At 43.3% G+C, this 17,721-nt stretch carries 17 protein-coding genes and 1 pseudogene; 7 read left to right on the forward strand and 11 right to left on the reverse strand.

The window, feature by feature from the left end; all coding sequences use genetic code 11:
• Positions 1–286: 286 nt before the first annotated feature.
• Together ICN13_RS09545 and ICN13_RS09550 are read right to left on the reverse strand one after the other, a co-directional pair.
• Positions 287–1,591, reverse strand: coding sequence for a hypothetical protein (locus ICN13_RS09545; RefSeq protein WP_216140127.1), 1,305 nt, complete (start codon positions 1,589–1,591; stop codon positions 287–289).
• The gene (locus tag ICN13_RS09550) at positions 1,588–1,962 is read right to left on the reverse strand and encodes a hypothetical protein (protein WP_216140128.1); all 375 of its coding nucleotides are present in this window, start codon (positions 1,960–1,962) and stop codon (positions 1,588–1,590) included. The genes ICN13_RS09545 and ICN13_RS09550 overlap by 4 nt, the downstream gene beginning before the upstream one ends.
• 159 nt (positions 1,963–2,121) lie before the next feature.
• Between ICN13_RS09550 and ICN13_RS09555 the strand changes: the two genes are divergently transcribed.
• The 5 genes from ICN13_RS09555 to ICN13_RS09575 all read left to right on the forward strand — a co-directional run bounded on the left by ICN13_RS09555 (position 2,122) and on the right by ICN13_RS09575 (position 4,014).
• Positions 2,122–2,538 (forward strand): MarR family winged helix-turn-helix transcriptional regulator, encoded by a 417-nt coding sequence (locus ICN13_RS09555; protein ID WP_216140129.1) that lies wholly within the window; start codon positions 2,122–2,124, stop codon positions 2,536–2,538.
• 69 nt (positions 2,539–2,607) lie between these two features.
• On the forward strand, positions 2,608–2,997 hold the full coding sequence (locus tag ICN13_RS09560; RefSeq protein ID WP_216140130.1) for a 4-oxalocrotonate tautomerase family protein: 390 nt from the start codon (positions 2,608–2,610) through the stop codon (positions 2,995–2,997).
• A 104-nt stretch (positions 2,998–3,101) separates the two neighbouring features.
• On the forward strand, positions 3,102–3,299 hold the full coding sequence (locus ICN13_RS09565; protein WP_216140131.1) for an antitoxin VbhA family protein: 198 nt from the start codon (positions 3,102–3,104) through the stop codon (positions 3,297–3,299).
• Positions 3,296–3,814, forward strand: a complete 519-nt coding sequence (locus ICN13_RS09570; protein ID WP_015420587.1) for a zeta toxin family protein — start codon at positions 3,296–3,298, stop codon at positions 3,812–3,814. Before ICN13_RS09565 ends, ICN13_RS09570 begins: the two co-directional genes overlap by 4 nt.
• Before the next feature lie 2 nt (positions 3,815–3,816).
• Positions 3,817–4,014: a hypothetical protein gene (locus ICN13_RS09575; RefSeq protein ID WP_015420586.1), complete on the forward strand. Its 198-nt coding sequence runs from the start codon at positions 3,817–3,819 to the stop codon at positions 4,012–4,014.
• 129 nt (positions 4,015–4,143) lie between these two features.
• Here the strand turns inward: ICN13_RS09575 and ICN13_RS09580 are convergent, their stop codons facing one another.
• The 9 genes and pseudogenes from ICN13_RS09580 to ICN13_RS10185 all read right to left on the reverse strand — a co-directional run.
• Positions 4,144–5,646, reverse strand: a complete 1,503-nt coding sequence (locus tag ICN13_RS09580; protein WP_216140132.1) for an amidohydrolase family protein — start codon at positions 5,644–5,646, stop codon at positions 4,144–4,146.
• 857 nt (positions 5,647–6,503) lie between these two features.
• On the reverse strand, positions 6,504–7,574 hold the full coding sequence (locus ICN13_RS09585) for a choloylglycine hydrolase family protein (RefSeq protein WP_216140133.1): 1,071 nt from the start codon (positions 7,572–7,574) through the stop codon (positions 6,504–6,506).
• A gap of 38 nt (positions 7,575–7,612) precedes the next feature.
• A complete protein-coding gene (locus tag ICN13_RS09590) occupies positions 7,613–7,936 on the reverse strand; it encodes a P-II family nitrogen regulator (RefSeq protein WP_216140134.1) in 324 nt (107 codons plus the stop codon).
• Complete coding sequence (locus ICN13_RS09595) at positions 7,933–11,028, reverse strand: efflux RND transporter permease subunit (protein ID WP_216140135.1); 3,096 nt, start codon at positions 11,026–11,028, stop codon at positions 7,933–7,935. Before ICN13_RS09595 ends, ICN13_RS09590 begins: the two co-directional genes overlap by 4 nt.
• A 4-nt stretch (positions 11,029–11,032) precedes the next feature.
• Positions 11,033–12,379: an efflux RND transporter periplasmic adaptor subunit gene (locus ICN13_RS09600; RefSeq protein WP_216140136.1), complete on the reverse strand. Its 1,347-nt coding sequence runs from the start codon at positions 12,377–12,379 to the stop codon at positions 11,033–11,035.
• Positions 12,376–13,641, reverse strand: coding sequence for a TolC family protein (locus ICN13_RS09605; RefSeq protein ID WP_216140137.1), 1,266 nt, complete (start codon positions 13,639–13,641; stop codon positions 12,376–12,378). The genes ICN13_RS09600 and ICN13_RS09605 overlap by 4 nt, the downstream gene beginning before the upstream one ends.
• 295 nt (positions 13,642–13,936) lie before the next feature.
• Complete coding sequence (locus ICN13_RS09610; protein ID WP_216140138.1) at positions 13,937–14,269, reverse strand: hypothetical protein; 333 nt, start codon at positions 14,267–14,269, stop codon at positions 13,937–13,939.
• Positions 14,270–14,428: 159 nt separating this feature from the next.
• A complete protein-coding gene (locus ICN13_RS10180) occupies positions 14,429–14,938 on the reverse strand; it encodes a universal stress protein (protein WP_255534118.1) in 510 nt (169 codons plus the stop codon).
• 105 nt (positions 14,939–15,043) lie between these two features.
• Positions 15,044–15,709, reverse strand: a pseudogene (locus tag ICN13_RS10185) (TerC family protein); the annotation flags it as partial.
• A gap of 125 nt (positions 15,710–15,834) precedes the next feature.
• Between ICN13_RS10185 and ICN13_RS09620 the strand changes: the two are divergent.
• Both ICN13_RS09620 and ICN13_RS09625 read left to right on the forward strand, forming a co-directional pair.
• Complete coding sequence (locus ICN13_RS09620) at positions 15,835–16,713, forward strand: LysR family transcriptional regulator (protein WP_216140140.1); 879 nt, start codon at positions 15,835–15,837, stop codon at positions 16,711–16,713.
• A 27-nt stretch (positions 16,714–16,740) separates the two neighbouring features.
• Entirely contained in the window at positions 16,741–17,709 is a 969-nt protein-coding gene (locus ICN13_RS09625) for a sodium-dependent bicarbonate transport family permease (RefSeq protein WP_216140141.1), read from the forward strand.
• Positions 17,710–17,721: the final 12 nt, after the last annotated feature.

A 17,721-nucleotide genomic window follows, 5' to 3' on the forward strand; every position in this document is an offset into this window, starting at 1 on the left:
GACACAAATTTGAGCTTTTCATCCATCTTCGTACTTTCATTCCACGGCATAGAGTGGTCCCTCCTATGCCAAAAACTGTAAAGTATGTGTCCGGTATAAAGTGTTAACTATGTGTCGAGTCGTACAAAAGGGATCGCAGCAATGCGGTCCCTTTTCTTTTGGTTAAATGGAATGTGTTGGTGACTGCTCGTAACAATACAGATCTATTGGACCGAGATGGGTCAGGATGGCAGGCGCTTAGGGACCGTTTGGACTATGAGCGTCTCTTTATGGAGCGTCCCTAAGATTAGTCATCCGCAGGCAAAGACTTCATAAAGTTTGGATATGGAGATAGATCGGTCATTCCACAAAAAATTGCACCATCCATAATGATTGGATGATCTATACATGAGCGATATCTTAAATAAGTTTGATTATTGCCCTCGATGCCCTTTAGCAAAAAATCTATTGATTTTGAATCAAAGCTATTTATATAAGGCTTTACAAACTTAGAAAAGTTAGAGTCGGCCGTATCAAAATTAGGACTCTCATAATAAATTCTTGATCCAAGCCTAAAGACTATTTGTCGCAATTTATCGTCTCTATCGCAACCACGGACGACTTTGACAAAATCCTCGCCAGTCATTTCTTTAAGCTGCAAATAGTCATACTCACATAGCTGACTTATATGATCCGCGTAAGATGAATTCAGAAAAATTGATTTAGAGAATAACGCTCCAGAGGCCCTAGCAAATGTCTCTATTAGCGTTTTAGCAGCGTCTGACAAGATACCAAATACGCGAGGAGCATTGCCCAAGAAATTAACTAAGCACAATAATTGATCACTTCCCGCCGATATTTCGCTGAAATAATCAACATTTCGTTTAATTACATCATGAAAAGTATAAGGACTTCTTTCATACAACAATCCTAAGCAACGAAAGTTAATATCTCGATTTGCGTCAACCTCTATGTTTGAGCTTCTGAAGCAGAACTTCCACAATGCTTTTATTAAGTCCTCTTCGATTGCTGGAGCAAGATGGCCAAAATATTTGGCATTCAAATACTTTCTTAATCCGACCTCATCAGGCAGAAGGTCTTTTTTAGAAGCCATGTCCTGAACAAACTCATTAACAATTTTCTTTGAAAAAATTGGCGGCTTTAACAAAACTCCTTCTAACGTATTTCTAATCAATGCCCTAACAGTCTCTTTGTTGGGAGAAAAAAGTAGATTTTCTCCGCTCAAAACTGGATGAGCTGATAGATGTCGATACTTTTGTAAATTTTGAATTGACTGATAATCAGCGACCTCAATTAGATGAAGTCTTTTGTATACCTCTTCAACCAAATACATTTCCCATTCCGGATTAGCATGGTTAGAGCTTTGTTTTTTTGACACTCCATCCAAGATTGAGCTAGCAATTTGATCTTGATAAAGATCTTTTAAAGAATGAAGCTTGTATATCAGATCTGAAATCAAAACAGACCATAGCATTACAGTCGCGGATCGGTAATTTTTATTTACAAACGAACCAAGCACCTCGCTAAAGTACTCCCTTGTCCTGGAATCGTAAATTTGCTCAGCCGCTAAGTCTATTGAAAAATCATTCATAGTAATTTACAAGCTCCGAAAGCAATTCCACCACGACCATTGCTCTCAACAAACTTCATATCAGGAAAGAGCTGAATGTCGTACTGACTTCTAAATAAGTAGAACTTCTTGTATCCCACGTGCTTATCGACCTCCACCCTATCAATATCGTAGGAATCGCAAGTCACTTTATTGTCATTAGGCTTAATACTGCACCTATCGACTTTGGGTTTATCTGAGTCATGAATTCTGGCGGAAAACTTGTACTTTTCCATTTGAGCTGGTTGATACACATTCTCAAAATCTAGTTTTTTAGTAACAGCACAGTCATAACTAACTGCGTTGGCTAAGCCAGCCGTTAGTAACAATCCTAGGGATACGAGGTATTTCATTAAAAACCTATGGCAGAAGAACTATTGGTCCAGTTTAGTTATGGAATCGATAACTGTCTAGCCTTGTTTATGAGGGTTAAACGACTTGTAACTGTCGCGTTTCGCGTCACTTTCCCAAATATAGTTGCATAGCTAATTAATTTGTATTACACTACCCCCATGTTTGAACAATGCCTCTATTTCAATACCACCAGCCTAGCTCGCCAGCTAGAGCGGGAATGGACTGGCGCATTTAAACCTTTTGGCCTCACCCCATCACAAGCCTTCATGCTTAGAGTGGTTTTAGATAAAGCCCCACTATTACAAAGTGAATTGGCTTTGGAGATGAATATCAGCCGCCCTACTACTACAAGAGGTTTAGATGGCTTGGAGAAATTGGGCTTAATCAAGCGCCTAGCCTCTGAGAAGGATGGCCGTGAACAAGAGATTCATCCCACGAAGAAGGCCATTGAGATGAAAGATGCCATTAATGCCGCCAGCGGAGCTGTTACCAAGCGCCTGAAAAAAGTATTAGGTACAAGCCAGTTTGAAGATGTTGTTGGACAACTTCGGGGCATTAGCTCTGCCCTGAAGTAATTGGGACTTTTTTATTTCCCAAATAGTTGCATAGCTAACTTATTTACATAATCACCAAAGGAGAATTACATGCCAATCTTGAACGTGAAAATCAGCGGACAAAAGAGTATCGCTACGACTAAGGCCATTAATGAACTACTGCTAGACCTTACACACCGCATTCTGGGCAAGAAAATGGAAGTTACTGCTATCGCGATTGAATATGTAGATTTGGATTGTTGGTTTGTTAGTGGCAAGCTATTAAGCGAGCAAGGCAAGAATAGTTTTTACTTTGACATCAAGATCACCGATGAGACCAATACCAAAGATGAGAAGGCTCGGTACATCAAGGAAGCATTTGAGGGTTTTGAACGTGTCCTAGGCAATCTTCATGAAGAAAGCTATATCTACGTACAAGATGTCAGGGCTGCTAGCTATGGGTATGGTGGCAAGACCCAGGAATATCGATATCATCAATAATTCAGCAAATACACCCATAACCCTCTGAAATATCAGGGGTTTATGACTAGATAATTGAGCATAATTCTCTAGGAAAATAGACCTAGAGTCACTAAAATAGATCCATGCCAACAAAGTTTTCAACCCAATCTCAGGTCCGCCAATACGACGCCTCTAACGCTGTGGCCTCTGCTCGGATTGAGGGTATTACTCCCACTAAACAGTTAGAGCTAAACCTTACTGATTACGTTACTGGCAACAAGAGTATCGGACAAATACTGGAAGAAACCAAACAACGTTATGCCGCAAATCGACCCAAATGACGTCCGCAATAAATAAAAAAATTATCATCATTGCAGGACCTAATGGGGCTGGTAAAACTACTTTTGCCAAAAACTTCTTACCGCAAGAAGCTCATACATTTCGTTTTATTAATGCTGATCTTATAGCGGCTGGTTTGGCACCATTTAATCCTGAATCTGTTGCATTCAAGGCGGCTCGCTTGATGCTCAATGAGTTGGATGAATACACCAAAGCAGGTGAAAGTTTTGCATTTGAAACCACGTTATCCGGCACCCATTATCTACAACGCATTCAAGAGTGGAAAGACTTGGGCTACACAATCAAGCTCTGGTTTATTGCCCTAAGTTCTCCTGAATTAGCCATCTCTCGAGTAGCAGAGCGAGTTGCACAGGGCGGACACAATATTCCTGAAGAAGTCATTCGTAGGCGCTATCGAGCAGGATTAGAGAATCTCCCAAAGTATCAAAAAGCTGTAAACTCATGGGTACTGCTTGATGGTGATTTAACGGAATTAGAAAAGATTGCTCAAGGCTAGAAATGATTATTCCAACTCCAGATATCCTCAATTCACCAGATCCTGACATATCAGGCTCCTACTTCGCTATTAAACGTGCTAGAAAAGCAGCGATAGACTTGGCAATCCAAACCAATACCGCAATCGTGACCACAGTTAATGGCAAGATAGTGCGGATCCCTGCCGCAGAACTCATTAAGCAGCGGCAACTTACGGCCTAAACACCGTTGGTCGCGAGTTCGAATCTCGCCCGACCCACCAGTAATATAAAAGCCACCCGAGGGTGGCTTTTTCTTTCATCAAACGGATAACATCAGATTCACATTAGATGAGTACGCCGTCCAAAAAAATTAAGCTTGCATATAGCCATATCTTAAGTTTGTTCTGCCATCGCCAAACTGGTCATAATGAGTTTTTGCAACGGCGATCTTATCGGTCGCTAAAGCCGCTCGTTGTTCAGCCGTAAAGTTATAAAGTCGTGCAGAATTTTCACCAAAAATTGCTCTCTTTACTGGACCATCTGCAGCGCCCAATGGAAGAAATCCATATTTTTTCTGCATATCCTCAGGAATCTCGAGTCTGCGCAAAGCCTCAATTTGCCACTGGGGTGAGCCGGTCCAAATGGCATCGGTACCCCAAACAACATGATCTTGCCCTAGACCCTGAATGAGTTGCCCCAACATCGCTGCACATAGTCTTGGTTCAGCAATAGTACTTTGAGCAAAAATTTGGCCCAAATCTCCGTAAACATTTTTAACGCCAGTTTTTTGTGGGATCTGGGCTAAATCAGTAACCCAGTCAATGCGGCCAGATTGTCTAAATTGCTCCCAACCGATATCCCAAGTGCCACCTGTATAACGAAAAGCAGAATGGTAAATAACGAAATTGAGTTGAGGCCAATCTTTTGCAGCTTTAGCAACGTCATCTACCTTTGCATAAGACAATAAGTGAGGATATTGCTGTGTGACAGATGGTGGATAAAGCCCCTTATGCACACATACATTTGCCAGGCTGGGCTTAGTCTTACTCCATTTAACCAACTTCTCATAAAATGGATATAGTAATTTTTCACCATCAAGACGCCAAGGATGCTTTGAAAGTTGCTTATTCGTATTGTCGCCAATCGTGTAACCCTTAAAAGAATCTGGCTTCAAATTTTCATAATCTGCTTCAGCCTTTTCTAACCAACCGGGCATACCTGGCATAAATATGGCATGCGAAAACATTCTTTTGGTGCCGGATTCTTGGTTAACGGATTGACGCGCCTGAGCCTTCATTTCATTTGTTAAAAACCAGTCTCGAGGATCCTCAGATCCAGAACCCGAAATCAATGCAACTTTAGTATCGCTATCTAAAAAGATCTCTTTAATGTAATTTGCAAACTTCAAATCATCGAGGGTTTGCGGCTTCCCAGCTAATGCAGGATTCCATGATGCCTTGCCTACAGCCTCTCGGGATCTCACAAAACCTTCAAGCCGGGTATCGTCACGGAGGAAATGGGTATGCATATCCATGATGAACTGATTTTTTAATCCAGCGGCTCTTTCATTTGCCAACTCTGGTGTTGCTGCCTCTGCATGACTAACGCTATAGAGTGGGCCAAAGGTTTCATTCATCGCAATAAAAGCAGCTGCCATCCCTGCAGCACTTTGAAAAAATCGACGGCGAGGTACCCCTTGGTGCTTGGCTAGTTTTGCGCCAATATCCTTGACGCGACTCTCGAATTCTTTTTGCTTAGGGGTCTGTACCCCAGGAAAAAACTCATCACTTGAAATTGCCTGGGTGGGTATTGGCGAACGAAAATCCGCTTTTTCTGCTGGAATAAGCCTTGCAATTTCATCAGGGGTCATCATCAGTTAAGCCTCCTATAGTGAAATAATGGTAATCTAAATTAATATCTTCCAAGAAGCATCTATACCAATTATTTTAAGGAGAGATTCAATGTCTCGAGATAAATGGGGATTATTTGCATTTGGCCTCGCATTTCTAGGCTTTATTGTCTATGTAAAAACAGGATCTTTTTTACTCTTTGCCATAGGCATCGTATGCGTTGCTGTGATCATTTTCTCAAAAAGCAAATATATTAAATAGATGACCGGGGAAGCAATAGAACTCATCATTGAGTTTAGTGTGATACTGATTTCACCAGTTATCTATCATCTCTACCTCTTGAAATATAAAAAACTTCCGAAAGAAGTTGTTTTTAAAGACATCAAAATTTACTTGATTCTTTATGGACTGATTGCAATCGCCGGCGCACTTCTCTTCTTTAGGTGATACAGCATCAGGGCACCGCCTAAGGAAGTCCAATACTATTTCAGCAAAGTACTAATGCGCTTAATACTCTTGTATAAGCAATCTTAGAAATTAAGACTTGATAGAAACCATGCACAAACTGCAATTGTTGAGAAAATACCTGTGAATACCGCAATACCGATCAGATAAATATTCTTTGATTTATCGCGTACTGTAATCATGCGTTTTTGGTCCATATATACCTCCAGGTGTTGGTTGTTATAAACATATTAATACATGCTAATTAAAGTGCATAGCCCTTAAATGGGCTTAATTTGCATGCGAATGCATTTAAAAGCCAATTTATGCGGACTTTTCTGGATTCTATTGGCTGGGTATCCAGCCCCACCAGAGTTAGCTATAAATACAAAAGCCACCCGTAGGTGGCTTTTTATCTTGCTCATTGGATCTTCTCTTACTTCAGCAATGCTACCGACTGAAGAGATTTTCCATTGAGATCCCAATCAGAAAAATTGGCTGTCAAAATTCCAGGGTTCTCAAAAGAACGGATCTTATAAGTCCTTGTCTTGAGATTCGCTACTACTACCCACTCAGTAAATTCATTTGAATTGACTCCACCACCATAACCACTGGAGCTATCGAGATGAATTGCCCCAAACGGAATATCAAAGTTATTCATGATGTGCCAAGCTCTACGCTCTTGAACATCGGTGCTCGCGCTAGGCGTATTGAGTACAAACATGGATGCGCGAATAAAACGATCGGGACTTAAGAAGCTTCCTGGTAGGCCATGCATACCATTGCCTGAGCTTGCAGCTGGAAACTTTTGACCTTGTACTGTTAATGGCGCTTTATCCGTACCGGACAAATTGACGTAGTTACCAATATTTTGTAGGTGCCATGCAAAAGGTGGGTCATTGGTCATCGTACCGATCACGTTATTAGTCATCACCAACTTGCCATCTAAGTATTCAACAACTAGGCTTTTGCCACTTGCATCATGCAAGGTCATTCTGGACTTAGCGACACCGCCCCACTCCTTCATTGGTGAGCTATTGACGTACATCTTCGGTAAAGCGTCTTTTACCTCATCTACCGTTGCAAAGTTTGTTAATACATACAGCAGTAATTGTTGTGAAGCGATGCTATTAGCAGACTGCTCCTTAGATGGATTTTGATATTGGGCAGTATTGGGTGCATTTAATAATCCACCTGCGAGACCAGCTTCGTTCATTCCATCTACATACAGGGGTAAACCAAATGCATTAGCCCCAACAGTTGCATACTTGGCAACCCAATTTTTACCTGAGCCTGCTACGCCATCAATACCAATTCCCTGAAATGCATAAGCACGCGGAGTTTTGAGGATGGCTGATTTCAGAGGAATTCCAAACTCCATAGATCTGCCATAAACACGGCCGCCATCAGTACCCGCCAAAACCATTGAGGTACAGGCCTGTGCCTGAGAGAGTCCTAATAGACTCCATACCAAGGTCCAAACTAAGAAATTAATTTTTTTAAACACGAATGACTCCAAGTATGATTTATTGAATGATACTTCTATTAGCTGGATGATTTAGCGATGAAGAAGGCTTTCGGTACTGGAGTGCACCATACAACGCCATCGCCCATTTGACCAGTCTGACAAACTGCCACTATCTTATCCATCAACACATCTGCAACTTCATCATTACATACGATTTCGAGGCGAACTTTTGCCGAGTAATCCGTTAACTCATCTTTAATATTGGCCTTGCTGGTTTTGGAAGGTGCACTACAACCCTCTACCTTAGCAACCGTCATTCCCGGAAATCCAGGTGTTTCTAATAGAGCCGCTCTCAGGGCGGCCAACTTATTTGGGCGAATCACCGCCTTCACTTCCATCATGCTTCCACCTCTTTTTCTTCAAACCATCTATATAAGACAGGCAGTACTAATAATGTTAAGGCTGTTGAGGTCACCAGGCCAGCAATAACCACTGCAGCAAGAGGGCGAGTAACCTCAGACCCTGGGCCGCCTGAGAACAACATCGGCACCAAGGCTAACATCGCAACTGATGCCGTCATCATGACGGGCCGGAAGCGATGACCACAGCCATGTAGCAAGGCATCTTCCATGCTGTAACCATCTTCACGCAGCTGCTTAATAAAGGAAATCAATACCACTCCATTGAGCACCGCTATACCCCAGAGATTGATAAATCCTACCGCTGCCGGAACGGAGAGGTACTCCCCTGTCAGGAATAATCCAAAGACACCACCAATAGAAGCAAATGGCAGCACTAAAATAATTAAGCTAGCCAATCGCAGTGATTTAAAGAGCATAAAGAGCAAGAAGAAAATTGCCAGAATGGTTAACGGAATAATAATCATGAGGCGTGCCATCGCTCTTTGCATATTTTCAAACTGGCCACCCCATTGCAAGGTATACCCTTGTGGCAGTTCAACATTCTTAGCAATCAGACTTTGAGCCTCTTGCACGAAACCACCCAAGTCACGGCCCTCCACGTTGACACCGACTACCAAACGACGTCTTCCAGACTCACGAGAAATTTGGGCGGGCCCTTCAACCAATGAAATCTCAGCCAAATCCCGCATCAGAACCTGAGCCCCATTGGGTGAATGCAAAATAATATTTTCAATTGCATCAATATTATTTCTATAAGGGCTCGGGTAACGGAGTACTAAAGGAAAGCGTCTCTCCCCCTCGTAAACAATACTGGCTTGCTTGCCGCCAATGGCTGTTTCAATCACTTCATTGACATCAGAAACATTGATGCCGTAACGCGCAATAGCATCACGATCAATTTTGATATTGAGATAGTTCTGAACAGATGCTTGTTCTATGCGTAAGTCATTGCTACCCTTCATCTTGGTTAAGATTTGACCAATCTGTGAGCCCAGCTTTTGCAAAACAGCCAGATCCTCGCCAAAAATCTTCACAGCAACCTGCGAACGAACTCCAGAAACCATCTCATCCACACGCGCAGCAATCGGCTGAGAAATCGCCAACTCAATACCCGGCAGTGTTTTCAGCTTTTCTCGAATTTGTTGCGCAATTTCTTCTTGGCTTAAATCTCTATCGCCTAGCGGCTTGAGCGTAACGATGGGATCTGACTCATTTGGCTGCCCTGGATCAGCAGGAGACTCGCCTTTACCCAAGCGAGACACAGCCATTTCTACACCAGGGATCGTCATGATGCGTTTAATCGCTTCGAACTCTAACTTAATCGATTCATCGAGGGAAATATTAGGCGCCCTCACAATCACTGGCGTAATCGAGCCCTCTTGCATCACCGGAATAAAAGCCTTACCTAAAAGCACAAAGCCTACTAAGCTAATGCCTAATGCAATTAAGGAGCGCTTTACCACTAACTTCGGGTTTGCTAAGCTCCAATGCAACCACCGCTCATAAGGTGCTCGCAGCTTTTTAACAATCCTTGTATCATCTTCGCTGCCGCCCTTCAAGATATATGAGCAAAGCACTGGCGATAAAGTAAATGACAAAATCAAGGAGATAGCCAAAGCAATCGCAATCGTAATTGCCATCGGCGCAAACATCTTGCCTTCCATACCCTCTAAAGATAGCAGCGGCATAAAGACTAGGATAATGATGCCAACACCAAATAGCACTGGCGTACCCACTTCAGAGGCCGCTTCTAAAATAATTCTGTTTTTAGACTCCCCAGACTTGAGGCGCTCACCTAATTTTGCAAATGTATTTTCCACCACAACCACTGAGCCGTCGACCATGATGCCAATGGCAATGGCTAGACCACCCAATGACATAAGGTTCGCAGAAATACCATAACGATTCATTACCAAGAATGTCAGTAGCGGCGTGAGTAATAAAGTAGCAACCACAATCAGTGATGAGCGAACATCACCTAAAAATAAGAATAGCAAAATGATGACGAGGATGACGCCTTCCACCAGTACCTTAGCCACGTTAAGCATAGCTGCATTAACCAAATCGGTTCGATCGTAGAAAGGTACGATTTGCAAACCATCTGGCAGCAACTTACCTTCATTAATCTCTGCAACTTTGAGCTTAATGCGGTTAACTACTTCTCGAGCATTGCCGCCCCGAATCATTTGTACGATGCCGGCAACACTCTCGGTATAGCCATTCTTAATCGCAGCGCCCTGGCGGATTTCGCTGCCGATAGTAACCTCAGCGACGTTCTTCACGTACACCGGGATACCCTTGACTTCTTTGAGAATAATTTTGCCAATGTCTTCGGGCTTCGTAATTAAGCCCAAACCACGGATGAGATAGCGTTCAGCATAACTAGGCAGCTGACCACCGCCAGAGTTGGCATTGTTTCTTGCAAGCGCTTGATAGACTTCATGCAGACTAATTTGGTAATGGCGCAAGCGCTCAGGATTCACCAATACTTGATACTCCCTTGCGTAGCCACCTTGAGTATTAATCTCTGCAACGCCCGGGATGGATCGCAACATAGGGCGCACAATCCAATCCTGTACGGCACGCCTATCTGATAAGTCATCGACAGAAAGCTCTCTGTGTCGATCTGAGGGGTGGTCAAGTGTGTATTGATAGATCTCGCCCAAACCAGTTGATGGAGGCGCCAATACCGGAGTAATGCCTGTCGGCATCTTAGAGGCAACCTCAATTAATCTCTCAGTAACGAGTTGGCGCGCAAAATAAATATCCGTCTTCTCAGTAAATACCAAAGTAATTACAGAAATACCATTGCGGTTTAATGAGCGCATTTCTGTTAGACCAGGCAAACCAGTCATTCCCAATTCAATCGGAATAGTGACAAAGCGCTCTACCTCTTCCGGTGATTTACCAGGAGCCTCGGCAGCAACTTGTACTTGGACGTTCGTGACATCCGGAAATGCATCTACTGATAAACGTTTGGTAGCCAACAGTCCTGCCACCATCAACACAATGGCAATAATGACTACCAGCAAGCGCTGCTGAAGAGAGAGGCGGACTATTCTTCCGATCATTTACTTATCCACCACTCAGCTGACGCTTACGCTCTGTATTTAGATGATAGGCACCTTCGATGGCAATTTCTTGACCCTCTTTTAGACCAGAAACCACAGGGCGATACCCTTTACCTTCTGGGCCGAGTTTGACCGGCACCATGCGATAGAGGTCATCATCCAATCTCACAAAAACGTGATCATGATTATCTTCGCGAACGACAGCGCCTACCGGTACAACCAACTTATCCATTGGCTGACTCTCAATTAGCATCGTTGCCAACATGCCGGGCTTAATTTGCCCTTCTTTATTCGCCAGCTCCATCCGCACTACCACTGTGCGTGTTTGCGGGTTCACAATGGAATCCACATGAGCAACGGTCCCTTCAATCTCTTGATTGCGCAATGCCGGAATAATGAGCGATGCCTTTTGACCTTTACGAATTAAATACGAGTTACTCTCTGGAACTTCGGAGATTGCCCATAAGGTACTTAAATCTGCCACAGTAAATAGCGCATCAGCAGGTTGCACGACCTGCCCTTTATTAATCTTGCGCTCGACAATTTCGCCAGGGATAGTAGCAACCACGTTATTAATCGACTCAATGACGCCTGACTTCGCTAGCTTATCGATGCTCGCCTGATCCATGCCCTGCACACGCAACTGATCATTAGCTGCACGAAACTCTGCCTTTGCGCTATTTGATTCGGCTTCACGTCTTTGCAATTCTGCAAGCGCGATGACATCCTCTTTGTACAAAATTTTGGCGCGGTTAGCTGCTTGATCAGCCAATTGACTAGCACTCTTTGCTTTTAAATAGGAAAGCTGCGATTGGGTTAACTCAGTAGAGGTAATTTTTGCCAGCACATCACCCTGCTTCACCACTTGACCGGGCACCGCCAAAATATCAGAGACTCGGCCAGTCACGTTAGCACCAATCCGAGATAAGAAGAGCTCATTAAAATCAATTCGTCCAGAAGCGCGTAACTCCTCTACAAATGGAGAAATCTGAGCCTTTCCATCTGCCATCATTTTGCGCAAGTCTTCGTTGACAACCACTACGTTAGGATCTTGCACAGATTTAATGCGCGGACTTCTATCAAATACGTTGAAATAATTGAGAATGATGATGAATGCACAAAACCAAGGCAAATAAAACATGCCCTTTTTAAACCATGGTGCAGTTTTATCGTAACGCCCAGCAATTGCTGGCGCATGCTCCGAAATCCATTGATGTGCATGCTGATACAGCTGATTTTGCGTCTGCAGGATCTGTCCAAAGAATTGTTTCTGATGGAATTTGATCTTTCCAAGCAGAAATCTCTTCCAGACTCTTAGCTTCTTCATCATTACTGATAACTCTTGCTTCATTGCATTCCACTTTCTATCTTCGCCAACCACTCTGGGCTCGCTCTTAATCTCTGAATTTCTGTTACTACGGATGCCAAATCAAAACGGGCTTTAATCAAATCATTTCTGGCTGCACGAAATGTCCTCTGAGCATCCAAGTACTCCAGCATTCCTCGCTCTCCATATCGATAGGAGACTTCTGCAATGCGTTGCGCGCTCGCTGCTAGCTGCACCACCTCTTGACTCAATACCTTGACCTGATAACTGGTCATTTGATAAAGCTTATAAGCCGTCTCTAATTGCTGATCAAGACTTTGAATCTGGGCATTTAATTGGTTTTTAGCTTTAGATGCATTTGCCTGTGCCTCATCAACTTGACCGCCTTTAAAGTCCCAGATAGGAATGCTAATTTGCAAACCATAGAGTCGATCAGTAAAGTTGGGGTCGTTATATTGAGAAGCCTTAAACGCCAAGCGGGGTAAGCGAGAATTCTTTTCAAAACTGAGTTTAGATTCGGTTGCTTCAACCTCAGCCTTTGCTTTTTGCAATTCAGGACTTTGTGCTTGCACTTCATTCAATAAAATAGCTAAGGAAGGCAAGGTTTCGATCTTGGGCTGCTCAGCTAGCACTACATAATCAGCTGGCAGATTATGGCCTACCACCTGTCGAAGTTGACTGCGCGCTTGCTCTACACGTAACTTGCTAGACTCATTTGCGATTTGGGCATTCAGAAATTCTGTTTGCACTCGAATTAATTCAAACCTGGCAGTTTCACCAACGTCATAACGGATCTGCATACGATCACGAATCTGCTTGGTTAAACTCATATCCTCTTCTGCCGCCTTAGACTCTGCTTCACGACGCATTAATTCGTAGAAACGTTGCTGCACTCTTGAAATGGTTTCAATCTCAAAAGCAACCCGAGTCGCCTCAGCAGCTCGTAAATTAGCCTCGGCTGCATTTACTCTGGGATAGCGGGTGTAGGGCATATCCAACGGCTGAGTCACAGCCCAAGAAGATACATTGCCCACTGTTAATGGACCGGTTGCAGAACGCTGCTGCCCTGTGCTCACCTCAAAATCTGGATTAGGAATCGCCCGGGCAATCGATAGCTGACCTTTAATGGCTTTTGACTGATCACGCGCCGCCAAGACTTGAGGGCTAGACTCCAGCGATATTGAAATCAAGTCGTTGATCGTATATGACTTTTTAGTCTGCGCAGAGACACTAGTAAGCAATAAAGTACTAGCGAATATAAAAAGTAACCAACGGTACAAGCACATGCGATTAACTTCTGATGAGTGTAAAGATGCATTATCCGACCCCTGCGCTAGAGGCACAAGGAAACACCCCCAATTTAGGGCACAGAGACGATAAAGAGTGCGAGGGGCTATTAATTGGGGTAATAAGTTCAAAATATGGCCATTTATAAAAGTTAAATGGTCTTGCCTTAGTGTATTACCCATATACCGGACCTTGCGGTCGTAATGTCGATATACAGGACCCATTGCTGGGCAGGCTACTCCCCGTTTATTAATCTGATTAGATCACAGTTCTATTAAAAATTAGGATGATTTATCACGCGTAGACATATTTAGATAATCGCCCATATTTTTGGCTCTTATTAAATGCCTTCTGAACGTGCTTATAGACTTTTTTCAAACCCATCTCCAGCGCAGCACGACGATCTCTTGCGGTAATACTGACCTCAATCAAGCGATGATCAAAGGTTTGAAGCTCGATGCGGCAATGTTGATTACAACTGTTTTTTGCATTACTCACCAAAGAGAATTTCACTTTAATTTTACGAACCAGCCAAACAAGACGCTTGAGTGAAAACTTCACGCGATTCTCAGTAAAGGTTTTGAATTCTGTTTCAAGGCTTTCTTTGTTATCCAATATGACATCCATAGTTGATCTCCTAAGCTAATTAAGATCTCAATATAAAGAAGGCTTCATTCTGAATAAAGCAGAATTTTATTGATATAAATTCAGTTTTTTCTGAATATATAGGTAAAAAAAACGCCCTCACGAGGAGGGCAAAAGAGAGAACAGCAGGAAAAAATCAAATTAATCGATAACGGCAGCCATGAGTGCGGTTGCAGCGCCAGCGCCTATTGCTGGAATACCCCAACGCTCAAGCGTAGGAATAGATTTGCCAGTGACTACCTCAACTGGAATGTCACTGATTTCTAATAATTTGGCCGTAGCAGAATTTTCAAACAATCTGCTCAGTGAATTTTTCTTGGATGAACCGATCACAATGCGACTGCAGCCTAGTCGTACTGCCTCGTCGCGCAAAGCCTCACCCTTATCACCGGTAACGTAAGTAAATGAAAAACCTACTCCAGCTCTTTCAAGGTATTCCGCGGAAGACTGTGCAGCAATTTTTGCACGCTCTTCTTGCCACTCAGAAATCGTTTGTTTACTCAAAAACTTACCGATGTGGCGGTAAATTCTGGGCTGTACATTGCAAATGTGAAACTGAGTATTGGCATCTTTGCCATACGCGCTCACTGCGTGCTTCAGGGCCAACAGGGTATTGCTTGAATCATCAACTGGAATGAGAACTTTATTCATTACTTCATCTCCTAAGATATGAGACTGCTTTTGGGGCTGCTTGTTGAACAGCGCTTCAGGGACAACAGGAACAACTTCAGCTGGCGCAATAATCTCTTCAAGTGAACGTCGACTATTAATAAATCCGCCAAACAACACACCTAGAATGACTAGTGCCTGTATTGCATAGTCAAATGCTGGGTTTTGGAACAACGGTAATTCGCGCACCATTGGCTCGGCAGTCATCATCTTTGCGGCCGTCCAAGCCAATACACCAGCACCGATATAAGTGACGGATGGATAACGCTCTACCAACTTGAGAATTTGAGTAGAACCCCAAATCACAATCGGAATGCTAATTAATAGACCCAATACAACCAAGATATAACTTCCATGGGAGGCGCCTGCTACAGCCAAGACGTTATCTAAACCCATCACTGCATCAGCAATCACGATAGTCTTCATAGCACCCCAAAAACTAGTTGATGCATGATCATGCTCACCATCACCATCTTGAGCGGGATTCAATAGCTTGTAAGCAATCCACACCAGCAATAGACCGCCAATCAACATCAATCCCGGGATCTTTAGTAGGTATACAACTACCAGCGTCATTGCGCTTCTTACTGCAATAGCACCTACAGCACCCCAGATAATTGCCTTCTTCTGAAGGTGTGCCGGCAGATTTCTGGCGGCCATCGCAATCACAATTGCGTTATCACCTGCCAAAACCAAGTCAATCACAACGATTGCAAGTAGTGCCGAAAAAAATTCAGGGCTAAATAGTTCCAATTTACTAACCTCATTTCATAAAAGGAGCTCATGAATGCCATGGCTCTCGATGGGGTTAATTTAGGGGTATTTGCACTAAGCTAAAAGCAGATATATATTGATAATAATTTCGGAAAAACCTGACTATGACGAATTCCTATAACTACCGGCACCTCTACTACTTCTGGGTAGTAGCCAAAGAAGGCAGCATGTCCAAAGCGGCAGAGCGCCTAGTTATGGCCATCCAAACGATTAGCGCTCAAGTGCATGAGCTAGAAAAATCGCTTGGCTATCTACTCTTTAAGCCGGCTGGAAGGGGAATTGCTCTCACAGAATCTGGCTTTGCTGCTCTAGAAATTGCTGATCAAATTTTTTCTATCGGGGAAAAACTACCAGAGGCAGTGCGAGATGCAGCCATATCGCCAAAAACAAAAATTGTTATTGGGGTTTCAGACGGTCTACCAAAACTCATTACCCGACAACTATTAGAACCCATCCTAAAACATAAGGATGTGCAGCTCATTGCCCATGAAGGGGATTTTGATAGTTTGTTAGCAGATTTAGCATTGCATCGTTTGGACATTGTCTTGGCAGATCGCCCTGCGCCGAATAATAAAAACCTAAATGTGTACAGTGAAGAGCTCACTAGAACTTCAATTGCTTGGTTTAGCCCAAAGCAATTTCTGAAAAAGGCAAAGAAAAGTTTTCCTGAATGCCTCAGAGAACTGCCTGTACTGCTACCAACATCACACTCTACAGTGCGCCTTTTAATCGACCAATGGTTTAGCAAGCACGGCATCACTCCCAATATTGTTGGCGAGTTTGAAGATAGCGCCCTCCTCAAAACCTTTGCAGCTAGCGGCCTCGGAGTTTTCCCTGCAGGCAAACTCGTTGAGAAGGATCTCAAAGAGACCTATGGCATGGAGCTTCTGGGTAACTGTGAGGAGATTTATGAATACTTCTATGCAATCCGATCTGAGAAGAAAATCCAGCATCCACTTGTACAGGCCATTATTAAGCAATAGCGTGAGATAACCGTCTAAAGCAAACCCATGACTAACTTTCTTGACCCTGCCATCTTATTTTTCATCTTTGGCGTATTTGCTGGAGGTGTTAAATCCAATCTTGAGATACCTCCGCAAATCTCTAGATTCTTATCGCTTTACTTATTAATGGCCTTGGGTTTAAAAGGTGGCTTTGCACTTCATAAGTCAGGTTTTACTAGTGAGATTGCCTTCTCATTAGGTCTAGCCATTTTTCTAGCCATCATCATTCCAATCATTGGATATCTTTTACTCAGAAGATCTTTAAATGTATTTGATGCCGCAGCGATTGCCGCCACCTATGGATCAGTTAGTGCCGTTACCTTTATTACTGCCACCCAGTATCTAGATCAATTCAGCATTGAATATGGTGGGCATATGGCTGCAGCGATGGCACTAATGGAATCACCCGCCATCATTCTGGCCATTATTTTGGCCAACAAAGCACGAGCTTCGCAGTCAAATGATCCAACGGTTAAGCAAGAGGCAACCAGCATCTCCAAAATATTGCATGAGTCTTTTACTGATGGCGCTCAGCTCCTTCTCCTGGGTTCTATGGTTGTTGCCCTAGTCAGTGGTGATGCCGGTCAAAAATTGATGGCACCATTTTCGATTGATTTATTTAAAGGTATGTTGGCATTCTTCCTGCTGGATATGGGCCTCATGGCAGCGAGAAACATTAAAGGCTTAAGAGGCAAGCCGCCTATCACCCTCCTATACGCCATTGGCTCACCGCTCTCACATGCTTTACTGGCGTTAGTGCTGTGCAAATTGATTGGGCTGCCACTAGGCAATACGATTTTGCTCATGGTGCTTGCTTCAAGCGCATCCTATATTGCAGTTCCTGCAGTGTTGCGTCATGCCTTGCCAGAGGTTAATCCAGCACTCTATATGGGAATGTCTCTGGGAATCACCTTCCCATTCAATATCATTCTTGGCATTCCGCTGTACACCATAATTGCCAAACTATTTTTATAAAGCAAGCGCTTG

Source organism: Polynucleobacter sp. MWH-Berg-3C6 (assembly GCF_018881855.1).
Lineage (GTDB): Bacteria > Pseudomonadota > Gammaproteobacteria > Burkholderiales > Burkholderiaceae > Polynucleobacter.